The 19,518-nt window shown below is 69.3% G+C and carries 10 protein-coding genes; 5 read left to right on the top strand and 5 right to left on the bottom strand.

What is annotated here, in order from left to right:
* Positions 1-44: 44 nt before the first annotated feature.
* Complete coding sequence (locus M1P99_RS12220) at positions 45-1,049, bottom strand: MupA/Atu3671 family FMN-dependent luciferase-like monooxygenase (protein ID WP_304452765.1); 1,005 nt, start codon at positions 1,047-1,049, stop codon at positions 45-47.
* A 17-nt stretch (positions 1,050-1,066) separates the two neighbouring features.
* Positions 1,067-6,757, bottom strand: a complete 5,691-nt coding sequence (locus tag M1P99_RS12215; protein WP_304452764.1) for a non-ribosomal peptide synthetase — start codon at positions 6,755-6,757, stop codon at positions 1,067-1,069.
* 290 nt (positions 6,758-7,047) lie between these two features.
* Here M1P99_RS12215 and M1P99_RS12210 point away from each other — a divergent pair, with 290 nt between their 5' ends.
* From M1P99_RS12210 to M1P99_RS12195, 4 genes are all read left to right on the top strand, one after another.
* Positions 7,048-8,349 carry an MFS transporter gene (locus tag M1P99_RS12210; protein ID WP_304452763.1) on the top strand — a complete coding sequence of 434 codons (1,302 nt, stop codon included), beginning with the start codon at positions 7,048-7,050 and terminating at the stop codon, positions 8,347-8,349.
* 33 nt (positions 8,350-8,382) lie between these two features.
* Complete coding sequence (locus tag M1P99_RS12205; protein ID WP_304452762.1) at positions 8,383-8,595, top strand: MbtH family NRPS accessory protein; 213 nt, start codon at positions 8,383-8,385, stop codon at positions 8,593-8,595.
* The gene (locus M1P99_RS12200) at positions 8,592-15,095 is read left to right on the top strand and encodes a non-ribosomal peptide synthetase (RefSeq protein WP_304452761.1); all 6,504 of its coding nucleotides are present in this window, start codon (positions 8,592-8,594) and stop codon (positions 15,093-15,095) included. Before M1P99_RS12205 ends, M1P99_RS12200 begins: the two co-directional genes overlap by 4 nt.
* A 225-nt stretch (positions 15,096-15,320) precedes the next feature.
* Positions 15,321-16,031 (top strand): CdaR family transcriptional regulator, encoded by a 711-nt coding sequence (locus tag M1P99_RS12195; RefSeq protein WP_304452760.1) that lies wholly within the window; start codon positions 15,321-15,323, stop codon positions 16,029-16,031.
* Positions 16,032-16,336: 305 nt separating this feature from the next.
* Here M1P99_RS12195 and M1P99_RS12190 read toward each other — a convergent pair whose 3' ends face one another.
* The 3 genes from M1P99_RS12190 to M1P99_RS12180 form a co-directional block, all read right to left on the bottom strand.
* Entirely contained in the window at positions 16,337-16,846 is a 510-nt protein-coding gene (locus M1P99_RS12190; protein WP_304452759.1) for a TspO/MBR family protein, read from the bottom strand.
* Positions 16,847-16,986: 140 nt separating this feature from the next.
* Positions 16,987-17,445: a hypothetical protein gene (locus tag M1P99_RS12185; protein WP_304452758.1), complete on the bottom strand. Its 459-nt coding sequence runs from the start codon at positions 17,443-17,445 to the stop codon at positions 16,987-16,989.
* 183 nt (positions 17,446-17,628) lie between these two features.
* Entirely contained in the window at positions 17,629-18,606 is a 978-nt protein-coding gene (locus M1P99_RS12180) for an NAD-dependent epimerase/dehydratase family protein (protein ID WP_304452757.1), read from the bottom strand.
* Positions 18,607-18,734: 128 nt separating this feature from the next.
* Between M1P99_RS12180 and M1P99_RS12175 the strand changes: the two genes are divergently transcribed.
* Positions 18,735-19,460 (top strand): TetR/AcrR family transcriptional regulator, encoded by a 726-nt coding sequence (locus M1P99_RS12175; protein ID WP_304452756.1) that lies wholly within the window; start codon positions 18,735-18,737, stop codon positions 19,458-19,460.
* Positions 19,461-19,518 lie beyond the last annotated feature (58 nt).

Here is a 19,518-nt window from a genome sequence, read left to right as displayed (position 1 = left end):
GTCCTCGTCCTCAGGTCAGAGCCGCGCTGCGGCAGTGGGGGTACTCAGTCATCGGTGTGGGCCGCACGCAGCTCGTTCAGGTGTTCCAGCCCCGCCAGAACCGTGTCGGGGTCCACGCCGAAGTCGATCAGGCAGGCGATCTCGTCGACACCGCTCTGTCGGCAGCGGTCGACGACCAGGGCCCCGTGCTCGGGTCCACCGATCAGCCCGTCGGAGAACAGGTAGCGGTCGGCGGCGGGGCGCACCGCGGCCAGGGCTTTGGCGCGGGTCTGGTCATCGACGGCCCTACGTGTGGGCGTCAGAGCCCCCACCAGGTAGTTCTCAAGCGGGGCGCGAGCAGTGTCGACGGCGCGCCGCTGGTCGGGGTCGACGAAGGTGTGCAGCATCAGCGTGACGTGTCCCTGCCCCGGCGCTCCTGAGGCGGCATACGCCTTGCGGTACTCCAGGATCTTCTGTGCCAGCTCGTCCATGTCCTGCTTGACCAGGTGAGTGAGCACACCGGTGCCGGCCCGCCCGGCCGCGCGGAACGTTTCCACGCCGCCGGCGGCGCTGAGCCACAGCCGAAGCGGACCCACAGGGCGTGGAAACACACCGACGTGGGGGGAGCCGTCCTCGTTCCAGCTCTCACCGAGCCACAACGCACGCAGGACATCGACTGAGGAGAGCGTGTCCTCCTTCCGTGTCTCGAAGCCGGTGGGGTTCAGAACGAAGTCGCGCTGGTTCCATCCCGAAGCCAGAGAGAGCCCGATCCGACCACGGGACAGGTTGTCCACCACCGACCACTCCTCCGCGATCCTCAGCGGGTGGTGGAGAGGGGCGACGACGCTTCCGGCACGAATGCCCACGCGTTCGGTGACGGCCGCCACGGCCGCTCCGACAACGGCCGGGTTGGGGTAGATACCCCCGACGGGGTGGAAGTGCCGTTCGGGGATCCAAACGGCGGAGAATCCACTGCGGTCCGCGTAACGAGCCCCGTCGAGTAGCAGACGGTAGCGGTTCCCTGTGCTGTGTCCCGCGTCCTCGGCGAAGTAGAAGAGGCTGAAGTGCATCGGTCACTCCTCGGGAGTCAGTAGTCGGTACCGTCGTGTCGGCGGTCGGCGCCCGGCGGTGGGAAGTAGCCCACCTCGACCCCGCGTCGGATGAAGGCCGTGACCCAGGCAGCCCGAGGTTCGGGGTAGTTCAGGCCGAGCGACTCCAACCAGGAGTCGGTCCACGCATGGGCCAGAGTGACGGGTCTCCCCCTCCTGCGGTCGAGCATGGGCAGCAGACGGCCGACTTCTTCGTCCAGGCCCGTGGCGGCCCCGGCCGCCATCACGCTGTCGGCGAAGGCGTCCGGCGGGACCAGCCGAATCCCGTAGCCCAGTGTGTTCGCGAGCCGTGCGAGTTCACCGTGGGTCAGAGCGTGGGGTGACTGGATGTGGAAGGTGCGTCCGCGCGCCGCCGTCTGGCCGGACAGGGCCAGCACCATGCGCGCCATGGTGTCGGCGGGGATCAGCTGGAACCGGCGGTCGGGCCAATCGGTGGCGATCCCCAGCCGGAGCACGGCGCGCAGGAACCGGCTGAAGAAATGGTCGTTGATGTTGTGCTGGAAACGGCCGGTGACGGAGTGCGGGGCAACCGTGCCCACCCGCATGACCGTGGCTCCCGCGGTGTCGGCGTTGAAGCGGGCGACAGCCCTTTCCGCGGCGATCTTGCTCTCGGAGTAGGCCTCGCTGGGGGTCTGGCCGATGTCGAGCACATGCTCGTCGAGGGTGCGGGGGAGCCCGTCCGCGCTGTAGCCGGCCACACCGATGGTGGAGATGTGGCACAGGTCGGGTTCGCCCATCTGCGAGCAGAGTTCCAGCACCCGTTCGGTGCCCGCCGTATTCGCGGCGAAGACCTCCTCACGCGCGGCCACGTGGCGCACGTCGGCTGCGGCGTGTACGACGCGATCACAGGACTGGGCCAGGTCACGCCCCACCCCCGGGCCCAGCCCCAGGCCGGGGCTGGCCAGATCGCCGGGGAGGGTGTGGACTCGACGGGCGAACTCCGCCGACCCGACGACCGAGTCGGGGAAGTACCGGCGGTACGACTCCTCCACCCGACGCTGGGCGGCGTCCCTGCCGGAGGCCCGGACCAGGCACGTGATGGCGAGGTCGGGGTAGTCACGCAGTGCCTGGTCCAGGAGGTGGACGCCCAGCATCCCGGTGGCGCCGGTCAGGAGCAGGTGTTGGGCGGAACGCCACCGGTCCTGCCCCGGCACGGCCTGGTCGCTTCCGGAGGCGGCGGCCTGTGCGCCGCCGTCCACATCCAGCTCAGCACCGGCGTGGCGCTCGCGAGTGCGCGCCGCACCGGTGGGGGCGGGCCTGGCTTCATCCAGGGCAAGCTGTTCGATGCGCCGTGCGATCCGCTCCACGGTGCGTTGTTCGAAGATCGTCTGAGGGGACAGCCGTAGACCGCGCCGGCGAAGGCCGACGGTGATCCTGATCGCCAGCAGCGACGTGCCACCCAGTGTGAAGAAGTCGTCGGTGGCCGAGACGACTGGGGCGTCGAGGACCTCCTCCCACACCTGGGCGACCGTCTTCTCAGTCAAGGAGGACACCGGGCGGCCCGGTCCGGTCGGGGGCGGTGCGGCAGGCAGACGGGAACGGTCCACCTTGCCGTTGGAAGTCAGTGGCAGGGCGTCCACCACCTGCAGAGACGAAGGCAGCATGTACTCGGGGAGCAGCGCGGCCAGCTCTTGGCGCCAGCCCTCAGCCAGCATCCGGCGGTCCACGCGCGATCGCGGCCGGTTGGCGACCGGGGCGTGCGGCGCCATCGGCCGGGGGCGCGGCAGGGGGAGCGGCATCGCTGCGGGGGCGAGGACCGCGTCGAAGGTGGCACCGTTCTCGCTCCAGTCGAGCCTGACCCGATAGCCGTGCCGCCGCGCCAGTCGCCGCAGATCCTCAGGGACGACCGGTTCTCCCCCCGGCGGTGCCGGGGCCCCGGCCACCGTGCTGTGGTGGGCCACGTCCGGGTGGACCAGCCCGTGGGGGATCAGGCGGAAGTAGAACACGTCCGTCCTCGCGGACACGAGGGCCGCGTCGAGCCTCTCCAGGGTCCACCCCTGCTCGCCCCAGGCCCGCGGTGCGGGTGCCTGGGGGTGGACGGCGGGGGGCACGTCGCGGATCTGCGTGCGCAGCACCACGTCGTAGCGGAACTTGTTCATCTCGTTGGGGCAGTGGCCCCGGCGGGGCTGCACCTGGACATCCACGATGCCGCGCTCGGCGGCGAAGGTGCGGAAGAACGCGGGGGCCAGCACCAGCTCCGCCTCGTCGGCTGCGGCCTGCACGGCGGTGGCCAGCTGGTGGCGGGGGTCGCGGTCGGGGTGGCGAGCCTTGGTGACGGAGAGATGGAACGCTTCGAGGAGGGGCAGGCTGCGCACGTCACCGACGAAGACGGCACCGCCGGGGCGCAGAACTCGCAGTGCGGCGTCAAGGACGGAGGCGAGGTAGTCGGCGTCGGGCAGGTATTGCGACACCGAGTTGACGACCACCAGATCGAAGTCGTCGCCGACCTCGGGGAACTCGTTCGCTTCGGTGACGTGCAGTTCCACCCCGTCCAGGTCGCGCTCTGCCACCCGTTCACGGAGTGCGGCGATCGCGGCGGCCGAGAAGTCGGTACCCACATAGCGTGCGCACTTCTCGGCCAGCTCAAGCAGCAGCAGCCCGGTTCCGCAACCGACCTCCAGGATCCGGGGAGCACGGGTGCCCGTCACCGGCGCGAGCTCACGGATGTGCCCGACGGTGCCCTCGACCCACTCGTCCATCTCGTGACGGGGCACCGGGCGGCCGTCGTAGCTGGAGTTCCAGCCCGTGAAGTCCCGGTCCTCGGCCGAACCCTCGGTATGGGTGTCGTCGAACAGGGCGCGCCACTCGTCCACGGCCTCCGCGCTGTCCTTGTCGCCCCGAGCCCGCTCCAGCGCCTCGGGGGCCGGCACCACACAGGCCACCAGACGCTGGGCGCCCAGGTCCTCTCCGACTGCGGCCACGGCGGCCTGGCGTACTCCGTCCAGGCCCGAGAGCGCGGCTTCGACCTCGCCCAGCTCGATGCGGAACCCCCGCACCTTGACCTGCGTGTCGTTGCGGCCGTGAAACTGCAGCACCTCGTCACCGACGCGGCGTGAGCCGAGGTCACCGCTGCGGTAGTAGCGTCGACCGCGGTGCGTGACGAAGCGGCCGCTGGTCTCTTCGGGGCGCTGGAGATAGCCGCGCGCCACCCCGGCGCCACCGATCATGATCTCGCCGGTGACCCCCGGGGGGAGTTCGTTGCCGTACTCGTCGGCGATGAGGACTTCCACGCCGGGCAGCGCGGTTCCGATCGGGTTGCCCCTGACCGGTTCGCCACGGGTGACGGGGTGGATGGTCGCGAAGATCGCCGTCTCGGTCGGCCCGTAGGCGACGGCGACCCGGGCGCGGGGGAAGGCCCGGCAGAGACGGTCAAGCAGGGATGCGGGGACGGTGTCGCCCCCTGTCAGGACGGTCTGCAGGGAATCGATGGTCGATGTCCCCTCCTCGGACATGGCGGTGAGGAGGTGTTCCATCAGACCCGGCACGGCCTGGATGGCGGTGGCACTGCCCAGGAGCGCGACCATGGCGGGCGGGGAGAACAGCTCGGCGCGTGTGACGATCCTCGCCCGCCCACCTGCGAGCATCACGGCGAACAACTCGTAGTAGAAGACGTCGAAGGTGCCGGCCGCCGTCACCAGGCTGACGTCGTTCTCGTCGAAGTCGAACAGCCGTCCGCAGGAGAGCAGCGTGTTGATGATGTTGCGGTGTTCCACGACCACGCCCTTGGGTGAGCCTGTGGTCCCCGAGGTGTAGATGACGTAGGCCGCGTCCTCGGCCGCCACCTTCACCGGTGGTGCGGGAGCTCCTTCGGCCTCTGCCTCCCGGTCGGCGACGTCGATGACCGGCACCTCCCCCTCGCCCGTCTCGGAAGCGTCGGTGAGCAGGGCTCGGGCACCGGCGTCCCGCAGCAGGAAGGCCCGCCGTGCCGGGGGGTCGTCCGGGTTCAACGGCAGGAACACGGCCCCGGCCATGGCGACGCCGAGTGTGGCCGCGGCCATGTCCACGGTGCGGCCGGTACGAACACCCACCACCTGCCCGGGGCGCACCCCCGCCTCGTGCAGGCGTCGCGCCAGGTGCCCCGCACGACGTTCCAGGGCGTGGAAGGTCAGGTCGGTGGTGGCGTCGGCGACAGCGACGGCGTCCGGCCGTTCCCGGGCGGCGCGCGTGAACAACTCGTGCCAACCGCGCACCCCCACGGGCAGGGCTGGAGCCGGCCCGCTCGAACGCCCGGGGCCCGCCGCGAAGACCGCCAGTTCCCCGATCGGACGGTCGGGCTGGTCACAGGCCAGTTCCAACAAACGCGCGTATTCGGCTCCGAGCCGGTCCACGACGGCCTGGTCGAAGAGGGCGTCGGAGTACTTGATGCGCAGGCGGGCGCCGTCGGCGTCGCGCCACAGCGTCCACTCCAGGTCGAAGCGGCACACGTCGGCGTCGAATCCGACCGGCTCGGACCGGGTTCCTGGAACCTCCAGGGAACCGGTGTCAGCGTTCTGGAGGGCGAACATGACCTGGAAGAGCGGGTTGTGGCTCAGGGTGCGCTCTGGACTGAGATCGTCCACGACCGTCTCGAAGGGAACGCGCTGGTGCTGCAGGGCCTCCAAGGATGTGGACCTGAACCGGCGGAGCGCGTCGGTGAAGGACGGCCCGCCCGACAGGTCGGTCCGCAGCACGACACTGTTGACGAACAGGCCCACGACGTCGGAGAACGCGGCGTCTTCACGGTTGGCCACGGGCGACCCGAACACGATGTCGGTCTGGCCCGAGTACCGGTGCAGCAGGCAGGAGAACGCCGCGCCCAGAATCATGTAGAGCGAAGCACCGTGACGGCGGCCCAGCTCTTCCAGCCGTTCGACGGTCTCCAACGGTAGGCGGTGCTCGCATCTTCCCCCGTGGAAGGTGGGCACCGGAGGCCTGGTACGCGACATGGGCAGCTCGATCGCCGCCATGCCCTCCAGCGCCCGGCGCCACGCGGCCCGCCCCGAGGCACCTTCGGGCCCCGCCATCCAGGTGCGTTCGCGCGCCGCGAAGTCGACGAAGTCGTGGGCGGGCGGCGCGGGGGCGGCGCCGTGGCCCACGCGGGCCAGGTACAGGTCACGAAGATCCCGGTTCACGATGCCGAGAGACCACCCGTCGGCGGCGATGTGGTGGACCGCCATTGCCAGAGTGTGCTCGCCCTCCTCCGAAGAGGGGCCGCCGGTGATCAGCAGGAACCGGATGAGGGGAGGGTCGGCCAGATCGAACGGACGGTGCAGGAACTCACGCACCAGCGATGCGTCGTCGGGACCGCGCGAGAGCACTGTCACTGGTGCGGGTACCGGCCCCGACGGCCTCCTGCGTCGGGGCGACCCGTCTTCGGCCGCGTGATAGGAGACCCCCAGCTCGGGGTGGCGCTCCACCAGATCGCCGCAGGCACCCACGAGCGCGTCCGTGTCGATCCTGCCGACCAGCCGCACAACGTTGGTGATGTTGTAGGCCGAGCTGTCAGGGTCCATCACGTGCAGGAACCACATGCGTTCCTGACCGAAGGACAGGCCGTCGTACCCCCCTTCGGCGCCGGCGGGAGGAGTCGGCGCACCAGCCCGGCCCATACGGGCACGTAGAAGGCGTTCGGCCTGTTCGCGCCGGCGCGGATCCTCCGGGTTCGTTCCGGTACGCGGATCGAACGACATTCGCGCTCCTCGCCATGCTCGGTGTTACGACGGCGGACGGCATCAACGTGGTCGCCCCCGTGATGAGAGTGCCTTGCCGTCCAGCACCGGGGAAAGGGTCGGCAAACGAGACCGTGTTTCTCACAAACCGCGCACGACACCTCCTGGGGAAATGACCTTCCCCGTTGTGAGATTTCACCAAGGACGACACACATGCGATGCTTGTGAAGCATCACAAAGACATCCGATCGCACTGGAACTAGAATGTCGTCGGCGACCCGGAGAGACCCGAAGGAAGGCGAATAAAGAACATGTCTGAGCAGGGATCACTCTGGCGTGATCGCTCTTTTCTCACCCTTTGGCTCGGGCAGTCGGCAAGCGAAATGGGAATAGCGATCACCACGATCGTCCTACCGCTTGTGGCCATCACCGTGCTGGACGCCAACACCGCGGAGGTAGGTGCACTCAAGGCCATGGCGTCCATCGCCGTGCTCCTCGTGGCAGTCCCCGCTGGGCTCTACATCGACCGTGTGAGCAAACGCAGGCTGATGATCGCGTGCAACGTCGTGCGAGCCCTCGTCCTCCTGTCGATCCCCGTCCTGGCGCTCATGGGACTGCTGTCGATGCTCTGGCTCTACGCTGCGGCGTTCCTCATCGGGGCCATGGTCATCATCTTCGGCATCGCCTACCACGCCTACATACCGGCGTTGGTGACCCGCGACCACCTCCCCGAGGCCAACGCCAGGATCGAGGTCACCGAGTCGATCGCCCGCGTCGGCGGACCCAGCGCGGGCTCCATGCTCAACGGCCGCATCGGCGGCCCTCCCACACTGCTCGTCGACGCCGTGCTCTCTCTCCTGAGCGCCGTGGCGGTGGCTTTCCTACCCAAGGATGCACCCCGGGGCAGGGCGGCTGGCGACGCTTCCACAACCGCGCCGCGCGGCCGCGGCCAGTGGTGGAATTCGGTACGCGAGGGATTCGTTCTTCTCGGCGCCAATCCACCGCTGGCGCGAACAGCCCTGACCACCGTCGGTTCGATGTTCTGCCTCAGCATGGTGAATGCGGTATTCCTCTACCTATTGGTAGTCGACCTCGGGCTCTCCCCCGTGTCCGTGGCCGCCGTCTTCTTCGTCGGGGAAAGCGGCGGCCTGCTCGCGGCAATGCTCGCCTCTTCCATCATGCGGCGCGTGGGAAGTGCACGGATCATGTGGCTGGCCGTCTTCCTCAGTCCGGCGGGCCTGCTCCTGCTTCTGGCCCCGGCTCTGCCCCTGGTATTCGCCATCGGCTACCTGCTCCTGACGTCGATCAGGTTCGTCCTCTTCGACATCTCGCAGTACTCCTACCGGCAGGCAGCCTGCCCGCTCGACAAACTCGGGGCCATCACGGCCAGCATCCGCTTCTGTATCGGCGCGGCCTCTGCCGCGGGTGCACTCGTCGGCGGCTGGCTGGGGGTGCCGTTGGGCACACGAGGCGCCATCCTCATCGCGACCATCCTCATGTGCGTGTTCGCCCTGCCCGTGCTCTTCTCCGGCCTCCGCCGCACACGCGACATCGAGGATCTGCCGACGATCACTGTCCCCGAACACCTGCCTGGAACCACCCCGGCTCCCTGACCCACCCAGGATGACGAGAAAGGGAGTGCTCACATGGAGCAGGACCCGAACGACGCACACACCGTGGTGGTCAACGACGAGGAGCAGTACTCGCTGTGGCCCGTCGGGGCCGCCTGCCCCCCGGGCTGGCGCCCTGTGGGGGTGAGCGGAAGCCGGCGCCAGTGTCTGGACTGGATCGCCGTGAACTGGACGGACCAAAGACCGCGGTCACTCCGTGAACGCCTGAGCGCGAAGGGCCCGACATGACCCACTCCGAAGAGGGCGCCCCCGCGCTCACCGCGCTGGCCCGCTACTGCGAGTCGGGCGTGCAGTTGTCCGACCGCGACGGGACGCTCCACGTCGACGTACCCGAGGGTGTGGACCACGCGCTGCTGCCCGAACGCTCCACCTCGCTCGACGCCCAACTACTGCGGGTACTGCGCCGGGCCCAGGCCACCGTTCCTGCGGGCAGTACGGTTCTCCCCCTGTCCTGGACGCAACAGCGCATGTACTTCGCCTCCCACCAGGAGGGCGCCCAGGCGGTCTCGACCGTACCCCACGCGCTGCGACTGCGCGGCCCCCTCGACACCGCGGCCCTGCGGACGGCGCTGGAACACCTCGTCGCCCACCATCCCATGCTGCGCGCCTCCGTCCTGACCGTGGGCACACAGGTCGTACAACGCATCGCCCCCGCGTCGGCTCCGGAACTACCGGTGATCGATCTGACGGGGGTGCCTTCCGCGCAACGCGAATCCACAGGGCTCAGCTGTGCCCGGGAGGTGATGGCCGAACCGTTCGACCTCGCACACGACCCCCTCTTCCGCCCCACATTGATGCGTCTGGCACCTGACGACCACGTCCTGCTCATGCCGATGCACCACCTGGTGACGGACGGCCTGTCCCTTCCCGTCATCAACCGGACCCTGCTGAACGTCTACGCACGGGTCCGGGAGAGTGCGACGGACTACCCACCAGCGCCCCGATCGGACTACCGCGCTTTCATCGCCGACCAGTTCGGCGAGCAGGCCGCCACCCAGACGGCCCGCCACCACGCCTACTGGCAGAAGCGGATGGCGGACGCGCCCGCGCTCCTGGCCCTGCCGACGGACCACCCCAGGCCGAGCGCGCCGACCTTCCAGGGCCGCCCGGTCGAGCACCGCCTGCGCGCCGAACTGACCGCGCGGCTCGAAGCGTTCGCCCGCAGCCGGCACATCACCCCCTTCATGCTCTTCAGTGCGGCGCTGCACATCCTGCTGGCCCGCTATTCCGGACAGGACGACATCACAGTCGGCTACCCCTTCGCCGGCCGGTTGCGTCCAGAGCAAGCGGATGTCGTGGGACCGCACATCAGCACCCTCCTGCAACGCGTCCAGTCGGGGGACGACCCGACCGTGCTCGACCTGCTGGCCCGAGTACGCAAGGAGATCCTCACCGGGACCGGGCACCACCGGCTTCGCTTCGACAAGCTGGTCCAGTCCCTGGGGCTCACCCGCACCACCGCCCACCACCCCCTCTTCCAAGTACTCATCGGCTACAACGGCAAGGCCCAGCCGCTGCCCGAGGCCGCGGGGATCCGAGCAGAGCTGTTCATCGTCGACACGGGCGCGGCCCGCTTCGACTTGGAGCTGTACCTGCGCCCCGACGGCGACGAGATGGCGATCATGCTCTGGGCCCAACGGGACCTGTTCGAAGAGGACACGGCACGGCGGATCCTTCGGCACTTGGAACATCTGCTGCGCCAGATGCTCACCGCCCCGGACCAGCCCATCTCCCGCCTCGCCCTGATGCCCGAGGACGAGGCAGCCCAGGCCCTGTCCCTGGGCACAGGCGCCGTCCCCGAGAAGGTCACCACGGGCGTGGCCGAGTCGGTCGCCGCCATCGCCCACCGCCACCCCGGCCGCGTCGCCGTTCGCATGGCGCAGGTGTCACTGACCTACGCCGAACTCGACGCTCGCGTCCGCGCCGCAGCCCATCGACTACGTGCCCTGGGTGTGGGGACCGACGACATCGTCGGCGTTCACGCCGACCGCTCGCCCGATCTCATCATCGCGGTGCTGGCCATTCTTCGTTCAGGCGGCGCCTACCTGCCCCTGGATCCCTCCCTGCCCTCCGCCCGGCTCCAGGCAATGGTCGAGGACGCTCGCCCGGTCGCCGTCGTTGTCGACACCGCACAGGTGACCCCTCCGCCCGGCCCCGTACCCATCCCTCTCGCCGAACTCACCGCGGCCTCGACGGCGGGCACCGATGACCTGCCCGCCCCGCCCCAGGCCTCACTCGCCTACGTGATCTTCACATCGGGGTCGACTGGGCGGCCCAAGGGAGTGATGAACACCCATGAAGCGCTGAACAACCGGCTGGCCTGGATGCAGCGGGCCTACCCCCTCGACGCGACCGATACCGTGCTCCAGAAGACCCCGCTCAGCTTCGACGTGTCGGTCTGGGAGCTGCTGTGGCCGCTCACTGTCGGCGCGACACTGGCGGTCGCAGCGCCCGGTGGACACCGCGACCCCGCATACCTCGGCAGGATCATCCAGCAGGAGGGCGTCACCGTCCTCCACTTCGTCCCCTCGATGCTGCGCGCCTTCCTGACAGCCGACCAGGCACGCTCCCTCACCGGGGTCAGACACGTCGTGTGCAGTGGAGAGGCACTCACCGCAGGGCTGCGTGAGGACTTCACGCGCCTGTGCGATGCCCGCCTGCACAACCTGTACGGGCCCACCGAAGCAGCCATCGACGTCACCGCCCATGAGTGCGTGGACCCCTCCTCCGATGGGGACACCGTCCCCATCGGACGTCCCATCAGCGGTGTCTCGGTGCACGTACTGGGACCACGCGGGGAACTCCTCCCCCCGGGCGTGATCGGTGAACTCCACATTGGCGGCATCGGGCTCGCCCGAGGTTACGTAGGGCGACCCGAACTCACCGCCGACAGGTTCGTCCCTTCTCCCCTCGGAGAGCCCGGCGCACGGTTGTACCGCACGGGCGACCTGGGCCGACGGCTCACCGACGGATCCATCGAGTTCCTCGGGCGCAATGACGGCCAGGTCAAGCTCCGCGGCTTCCGGATCGAACTGAGCGAGGTGGAGAGTGCGATCGAGCGGGTCCCCGGAGTCCGCCAAGCCGTCGCTGCACTCTGGACGGGCCCGTCCGGAAAACCCGTGCTGGTCGCCTACCTGACCTGCTCACAAGAGGACCCGCACGTGGTTCAGACGACCCGGGACGCACTCGCTCAGTGGCTGCCCGAGTACATGGTCCCCACGCAGTGGACGGTGCTGCCGCACTTTCCGCTTCTGCCCTCCGGGAAGGTCGACCGTTCAGCGCTGCCCCAACCCGACAGTCCTCGTGGTCCCGACGAGGACGAGGGCGACCAGGCATGGACCGACCGCGAGACACTGCTCGCCCAGCTGTGGGAGCGGACGCTGGGCGTGCCCCCGCGCAGCCCGCGCGACGACTTCTTCCTCCTGGGCGGCGACTCGATCCTCAGCATCGACCTCGTTTCCGCCGCGCGCGCGGCCGGTCTCGAACTCACCGTGGAAAAGGTCTTCCAGAACCCCGTGCTCACGGCCATGGCAGCCGTGGCCGACGACATCGACACATCCCAGGTGCCGACCGACACAGCGCCCTTCGCCCTGGTCCCCCCCTCCGTCCGCACACGCCTCCCTGCAGGAGTGGAGGATGCCTTCCCCCTCTCCCGGCTGCTCGCTGGGCTCTACTACGAGTCCACGGCCAACCCCGACTACCGGGTCTACACCACCTCCTTGCGGCTCCGGGGAGAGTTCGACGCGTCGCGCATGAGAGCGGCCCTCAAAGCGCTGGTAGACCGCCACCCCTTCCTGCGCAGCTCGATCGACGTCACGTCCTTCGACGAGCCCCTCCAGTTGGTCCACACGCACATACCGGACGCTCTCACCGTTGTCGACCTGCGGGAACTGGACCCGTCACACCAACGCACCGCGTTCGACCAGTGGTTCACCGTCGAGCGCGACCGCTCCTTCGACTGGCAGTGTCCCCCTCTGCTGGTGCTCACCGCCCACCTGATGTCCGATGACGAGTTCCAGCTCACCCTGACCGAGCCCTTCCTCGACGGCTGGAGCGTCGCCCTGGCGGTCAACGAACTGCTCGACAACTACCGGGAACTGGCCATGGGGCCCCTCCCCCAGCCAGAGCCCGTACGCGCCCAGACCGATTTCCTGCTCCTGGAGTCCGCCGCCTGCAAGGACCCCGGGGCCCGGGACTACTGGCTCGGTGTCCTCTCCGACCCGCCCCCCGCCGGCCTGCCCGGACGCTCCTCCTCCGGGTACGAAGTACGCCCTGTGCGGGTCACGGCAGAGACCTCCGACGGGCTCCAAGCACTGGCCGAGTCCCTGGCGGTCCCGCTCAAGTCCGTCCTCATGGCCGCGCATGTCCAGGTCGTGTCGTTGCTGACCGGCCGACGTGACGTCCTGACCGGCCTGATGGCCAACAGTCGTCCGGAGAACGCCCACGGCGCCGCTGCGGTCGGCATGTTCCTGAACACCACACCGATCCGGGTCAACGTGGGAACCGGGTCCACGGTCGACGACATCCGCAGAGTCCACGCCGCCGAGGCCGGCGCCCTCACCCACCGCGGCTACCCCTACGCCCAGATGCTGCAGGATGCCCGGATCGACACCCCCTTCGACACCACGTTCAACTACACCCACTTCCGGCCCTACGAACACCGCACACACGACAGCGGTCCACAGTTGCTCTCCTTGCGCGCCACCGACCAGACCTACCACCGTCTCACCGCGCAGTTCCGACGCGACGTACTCAGCGGCGGGGTGGGGTTGTTCCTGGAGTTCTCCGACGCGGGTCTGAGCGACGCGCACATGGACGGCATCGCCGGGTACTACGAAGAAGCCCTACGCCATATGGCCTCTTCCCCCCACGCTCCGGCCTCCCCACTGGACCGGCTGCGCGCAGCCGAGACACCCCGCGTCCAGGACACCTCACACGACCTGATCGACGAGGAATCCGACCTGTTCGACCGGTTCACGCGCCAAGCACAGCACACGCCCCGCGCGGAAGCGCTGCGCTGGGAGGGCGAGGCGGTCCGCTACGCCGATCTCGCCGAGGACGTCGCGCGCCTGTCCGCGCACCTGGCTGCGCACGGAGTGTCAGAAGGCACGGTCGTACCCGTGTGCCTGGAACGGACACCCGCCTACGCAGCCGCCGTTCTCGCCGTCCTGAGGCTGGGGGCGTCCTACGCTCCCATGGACCCTTCCCAACCACGGGAACGCCTGCGCACCCTGCTCAGCGCCGCGGCCGGGCCCGTGGCTCTGGGAAACACCGCCCGACTCCCCGTGCCCTCAGGGACGGTCGCGCTGGACGTCAGCTCACCGCCCGCGCCGGGCTGGGTACCCGCGGTCTCCCCCGACCCCGGGCGCACCGCCGCCGTCGTCTTCACCTCCGGAAGCACTGGACAGCCCAAAGCAGTGGCGTTGCCGCACACGGCGATCATGAACCGCCTCGACTGGTCCACCCGCGAGGAGCCCGCAGGCCCTGACGAGGTCTTCGCGATGCGCACACCGATCGGCTTCGTGGACTCCATCGCCGAACTGTTCGACGGCCTGCTCAGGGGCGTCCCCACCGTGATCGTCCCCGAGCGCGTCCAGGCGCCCGAAGACCTCATCGCCGTCCTGTCGCGCAGCAACGTCACGAAATTGACGCTGGTTCCGACCCTCCTGGCGGAAATCCTCCGCACGGGCACCGACCTCGCCGCGGTGCTGCCGAACCTGCGCACGTGGCATCTGAGCGGCGAGCCCTTGCGCGCCTCCCTCGCTCACGCCCTACACGACCAGCTGCCGAACGCCCGCATCCGCAACATCTACGGTTCGACGGAAGTCTGCGCGGATGCCACCACTCACCTGGTGACCGGCCGCGAAACAGGCCGCGTGCCGGTGGGTACGCCCCTGTCCGGTGTGACCGTACACGTGCTCCATGAGGACGGCGGCACCGTGCCGGACGGCACCGTGGGCGAGCTGGCCATCGGCGGCGCCTGCTTGGCCCAGGGCTACCAGGCAGACGCAGCGATGACAGCGTTGCGGTTCGCCCCGGCACCAGGCACGCCCGGGCTCCGCGTCTACCGCACGGGCGATCTCGCCGTGCGGAGCAGGGACGGCTCACTCGAACTCCTCGGCAGAGCCGACCGGCAGATCAAGGTGCGCGGCGTCCGCATCGAACCAGCTGAGGTCGAGGCCGCACTCACCTGCCACCCCCAGATCGACGAAGCGCTCGTGGTGCAACGCGAGCGCGACCACGGGAAGCCGGTCCTCGCCGGTTACCTGCTCCTGAACTCCGCGACGCCACCGTCTGCCGCGGAACTACGCCGCTTCCTCCTGGACAGACTCCTCCCGGCGTCGATCCCGGAGGCCCTGGTACCCGTCACCGGCTGGCCCCGCCTTCCCTCCGGAAAGATCGACGCTGCTGCCCTTCCCCGCCTGGAGACGGGTCTGATCACCACACGGCCTCGTCTGCGCCCGCCTTCGGGCCTGCTCGAAACCGAACTAGCCACGCTGTGGGAACAGCGCCTCGGCGAGCTGCCGAGCGACGTGTCCGACGACTTCTTCGACCTCGGGGGAAACTCCCTGCACGCGATCGTGTTGGCCGGGCTGGTCAGCCGTTGGACCGATTCCCCAGTGAAGGTGGCCGACATCTTCAACAATCCGACCCTGGCCGAGCAGGCGCTCATGATCGAGCGGATCCTGGTGAACGAGGGATCACCACCCATGGAAACCAAACCATAACAGTGTGTACTATCGCTACGGTCGAGGACTGCCTCTGAGCACCCTCCAACGGAATACTCCCAGCCTGGGATCCCATCGCGCACCGTCCGCGCCCCTTACCAGGGAAAGGGCTCTTCTTTGCAGCGGCAAGACTTCCTCCCAAGATCACATGTTGGCCTAACCTGGCCATCCGTTCTCGGTACCCGCGGATACCCCGCGCAGGATGCCGACTATCACTTGGTTATCATGATGAAGCCGGACCCCTCGGAGCTGAACCCGTTGGGTGGTCTCGGCTTCCCGATCACACAGCCCCTCGCCCCCGTCGAACACTGGGGCACCTCCCGGTCATTCGTCCACGGCGGCTACTCGGTCACTCTGATCCCTGTCACGGAAAGCGCCCACCCCGAGGCGTTGGAGAGCCTGATCGCGCAAGCTTCCGCCTGGATCGAGGCGACCGGTGAACGACGCTGCGCCGCCTTCGGATCCGCAACCGGGCACAACCGGATCGGCACCACCGTGGACGACCTTGAAATGGTCATACGTGTGGTGGAACGGCTGGGGTACTCACCGGGTGTCTACCGAACCGAAGACATACCGATAGAAATCGCTCTCATGCGTTCACCGGACCTCGCCGAACTACTCGCGGGCCGACTCGTGCCGCTCACGCTCGCGGGCGCCCCGTTGATGGAAACGCTCCTGTCATATCTGGAGCACGGCAGGGAGCGTGCCAACGTCGCACGACAACTCCACATCCACCCCAATACGCTGGACTATCGCCTGCGCAGGATCCACGAACTGACCGGACTGTCCCCCTGGTTGATGAAGGACATCCAGATTCTCGGAGCTGCCTCGATCGCGGCGAGACTTTCGCCGGAGAACGAGGGTCGGTGCCATACCGCCGTGGCGACGCCACAGGCCAGAGGGGCTACTGATGGGGACGAGGGCTTCCTGAGATGATGGGGGCCTGGGCCGCGCGGCCCAGGCCCCCGGGACGTTCTCATAAGGAAAATGCCGACCAGATGGCACGCGCCGGCAGGAGGCGCCACACAACATCAGGGACGCTAGGCCCTGACCATAGGAAACGTCATAGCGCGATACCACACGGAACGATATAACCCTGGTCTTCGCTCTGATCATGCGGGTGGGGGAGCGAACCCCCGGGTTCAAATCCCATATCCTCCGCGCTTCGACCTGGGGCTTTCCGCATCGCGGAACTCCCCAGGTCTTTTTTCGTGTCCGGAGGCATCCGCACGGCACCCGGCCTACGCCCCGAGGTTGAGCCGCCACATCGTGAAGCTCAGCAGTGCGGCGAAGGTCGTCCACGCCCAGTAGGGGACCAGGAGCCAGGCCGCCGGTCGCGAGAGCCTCGCGAAGAGGGCGATCGTCGCGGACAGGACCACCCAGAGCACGACGATGTCGGCGAAGGCGATGCCGCGCAGCCCCAGGGTGAAGAACAGAGGGCTCCACGCGGCGTTGAGCAGTAGCTGCAGTGCGAACAGCGAGAGCGCCGGGCGCGCCTCCCTCCAGCCGAAGCGCCGCCACACCAGCCAGCCCGCCAGGGCGATCATGGCGTAGAGGGTCGTCCACACGGGGCCGAACAGCCAGGACGGGGGCGCCCAGTCCGGCTGGTCGAGCCGCGCGTACTCCTGGGCGGTGTCAGGACTCAGGAGTACGCCCGCCAGGGCGGTGGCCGCCACCGCCGACACGAACACCACCAGGCCCGCCAGGGCGGTGGCGCCGCCGTGCCGCCGTTCTCGCGGTGCGATCGTCACGCCTGCCCTCCTCTCGAGATCGCCGTACGCCGGCGCCCCGGGATCGGGACACCGGCGCCTCACACAGCGTCATTCCACGTGGCCGCGGAAATAATCTCGAAAATCGAGTATCTCTGTATCCGCACTACGCTGGCGCGTTCTCAGCGGCGGGCGGACGTCCAGCGGTGGCCGGCCACGCCCCGCTCGGTCCCGTGGTCGGCGGCCCGGAGTTCCAGGTCCCACCCCTGGGCGACCAACCAGGTCTCGACGGCCGCCCTCTCGTGCCGCAGCGAGTGGTACCGGGCCCGGCAACGCTCCCGACGACCGGTGTTCCTCGGTGCCTGCCGCAGCGCGCGGGCAGCCTTGGCGATGCGCCGTTCATAGAACTCGCCGACGACGGTGGCGGCGTTCGCGTGACTGAGGTATCCGTGCTCCTGCCACGCGGTCAGGTCTTCGGCGTGCAGTTCCGCCATGGCCTCCCCCGCGCCCCGCGCGGCCCCGTCCGCCTGTCGCGCTCTGCGGTACACGCTCAGCGTCTTCTCCAGACGGCCCACGAGGAACTCCTCGATCGCCGCGCAGGCGACGGCCTCCGTGTCTCGCGGGTCAGACTCCTGCACCATGGTCGTCCACCTCCCCCTCAGCAACCGATTCTAGGACCATGCCGGGGACTTCCCCGAGGTCACGCGGCCGTGGCCGGGGGATCGAACACCTGCCCTCGGACGCCCCGCGGGACCCGGACCGGCGCCCGTCGGCCCCGCGCCAGTTCTTCCTCGATCCCTCCACGGCCCGCCCCGGGAGCGCCGTCACGACGAACGGGCCGAGGTGCCGACGCCGCCGGAGCGGGCGGCACGGGCACGCGAGGTGAGCCCCGCGGCCGTCGCGCGCACGACCTCCTCCCACGGGGTCGCCTCGATCCCGAAGGTCTCGGTGGTCACGTCGGCGTCGATGACGTAGGGAGCGTCCCACTGGTAGAGCAGCTCCCCCACCTCCCGGAGGAACGGTGAGAACGGGAAGGCCGCCCTGAGCAGCGGCCGCGGGATCTTCGACACGGAGGGGTGGTCCGCACCGAACTCCCGCGCCAGGTCGGCGACCGTCTCCCGCACCGTGCGAGCCCTGGGCGAGGGCACGTGCCAGCCCAGCCCCCACGCCCGCTCGTCGGTGGCCACAGCGGCCAGCGTGCGGGCGACGTCCGGGACGTAGGTGACGCTGTGCACCTGGTCGGGGTCGGCGAAGGTGAACACGCGCCGCCGGGTACGCGCCTGGTCGGCGTAGAACTCGGGGTAGCTGTTCATCGGGTTCATGGCACCCATGTAGTCCGAGGCGCGCACCTCCGTCACCCGGACCGCGCCCGCCTCGTGCCGGGCCAGCGCGTCCGCCCACATCCGCGCGCGCAACCGCCCCTTGTGGTCGGTGGCGGCCAGGGGCAGGTCGCGGTGGATCGGCCCCTGGACCGGGCCGTAGCCGTAGAGGTTGCCGCCGATGGCCAGGACCGCCCCGGTCCGCTCGGCGGCCTCCAGCAGGGAGGCGGCCAGCGGGGGCCAGAGCCGTTCCCACATCTCGTAGGAGGGCGGGTTGGCGCAGTTGTAGAGGACGGCGGCGCCGCGCGTGAGCCGGATGAGCTCGGCCGCGTCGGTGGCGTCGGCCCGCACCCGCTCGACCGACGGGTGCTCGGGGCCGCCTCCGGAGCGGGTGATGATCCGGACCTCGGTACCCCTCTCCGCGAGCTGCAGGGCCAGGGAGGTGCCGAGCGCACCCGCACCGACGATGACGTGGAAAGACATGGTGGACCCTTCTCGACATTGGCGAGAACAGTGATCTCGCACAAGATCAGCGTTCCACGATGAAGACCCTCCAGTCAAGATCACTGTTCACACTTCACATCACTGATCTTTCGTGGCAGACTCGCCGCATGGTTGGCATCCGAGACCGCGTTCGCGCCGAGTACGTCGCCGAGATCACCGAGGTCGCGCGCCGCCATCTCGCCGAGCGCGGCGCGGCGGGCCTGTCGGTACGCGCCGTCACGCGCGAACTCGGCATGGCCGCGTCGGCGGTCTACCGGTACTTCCCGAACCGGGACGCGCTGCTGACGGCGCTCATCGTCGCGGCCTACGAAGGAGCGGGGGACGCGGCGCAGAAGGCGGAGTCCGCCGTCGCCCGCGACGACCACGCCGGGCGCTGGATCGCCGTCTTCCGGGCGGTACGCGCCTGGGCGCTGGCCCATCCGCACGAGTACGCCCTCATCTACGGCTCACCGGTACCGGGTTACGCGGCACCGCGGGACACCACCGAACCGGCCACCCGCGTCGTGCTGCTGCTCACGCGCATCGCTCACGATGCCCGCCAGGGGCCGGGCCTGGCCCCCGCGGACCTGCCGCCGGTGCCGCCGGAGCTGCGAGACGACATCGTGGCGCGTATCGAGCGCATCGCCGCCGACCTGGAGCCCGAGCAGGCCGCGATGCTCACCGGTGCCCCGCCGGAGATGGCGCTCGGGGTCATCGACGGGTGGACCACACTGTTCGGAACGGTCGGCTTCGAGCTCTTCGGCCACTACGCCAACATCATCGACGCACGCGAGGCGCACCTGGAACGCGTGGCACGCGCGGCGGCGCGCGCCGTCGGCATCCCCGGAGCCTGACGCCACCGGCAGGGCGTACCGTGCGGCGCCTCCCCGACGCGGGCGTGGCGGGCGCCGT

Origin of the sequence: Nocardiopsis sp. YSL2 (assembly GCF_030555055.1) — a bacterium.
Lineage (GTDB): Bacteria > Actinomycetota > Actinomycetes > Streptosporangiales > Streptosporangiaceae > Nocardiopsis.
The sequence above is the reverse complement of the archived record's forward strand: the minus strand, read 5'-3'. Positions and strand labels throughout refer to the sequence as shown.

Bases quoted from the DNA above. Each gene is read 5' to 3' on its own strand.
- M1P99_RS12220 (WP_304452765.1), bottom strand. From the start codon at position 1,049: ATGCACTTCAGCCTCTTCTACTTCGCCGAGGACGCGGGACACAGCACA.
- M1P99_RS12215 (WP_304452764.1), bottom strand. From the start codon at position 6,757: ATGTCGTTCGATCCGCGTACCGGAACGAACCCGGAGGATCCGCGCCGG.
- M1P99_RS12210 (WP_304452763.1), top strand. From the start codon at position 7,048: ATGTCTGAGCAGGGATCACTCTGGCGTGATCGCTCTTTTCTCACCCTT.
- M1P99_RS12205 (WP_304452762.1), top strand. From the start codon at position 8,383: ATGGAGCAGGACCCGAACGACGCACACACCGTGGTGGTCAACGACGAG.
- M1P99_RS12200 (WP_304452761.1), top strand. From the start codon at position 8,592: ATGACCCACTCCGAAGAGGGCGCCCCCGCGCTCACCGCGCTGGCCCGC.
- M1P99_RS12195 (WP_304452760.1), top strand. From the start codon at position 15,321: ATGATGAAGCCGGACCCCTCGGAGCTGAACCCGTTGGGTGGTCTCGGC.
- M1P99_RS12185 (WP_304452758.1), bottom strand. From the start codon at position 17,445: ATGGTGCAGGAGTCTGACCCGCGAGACACGGAGGCCGTCGCCTGCGCG.
- M1P99_RS12180 (WP_304452757.1), bottom strand. From the start codon at position 18,606: ATGTCTTTCCACGTCATCGTCGGTGCGGGTGCGCTCGGCACCTCCCTG.
- M1P99_RS12175 (WP_304452756.1), top strand. From the start codon at position 18,735: ATGGTTGGCATCCGAGACCGCGTTCGCGCCGAGTACGTCGCCGAGATC.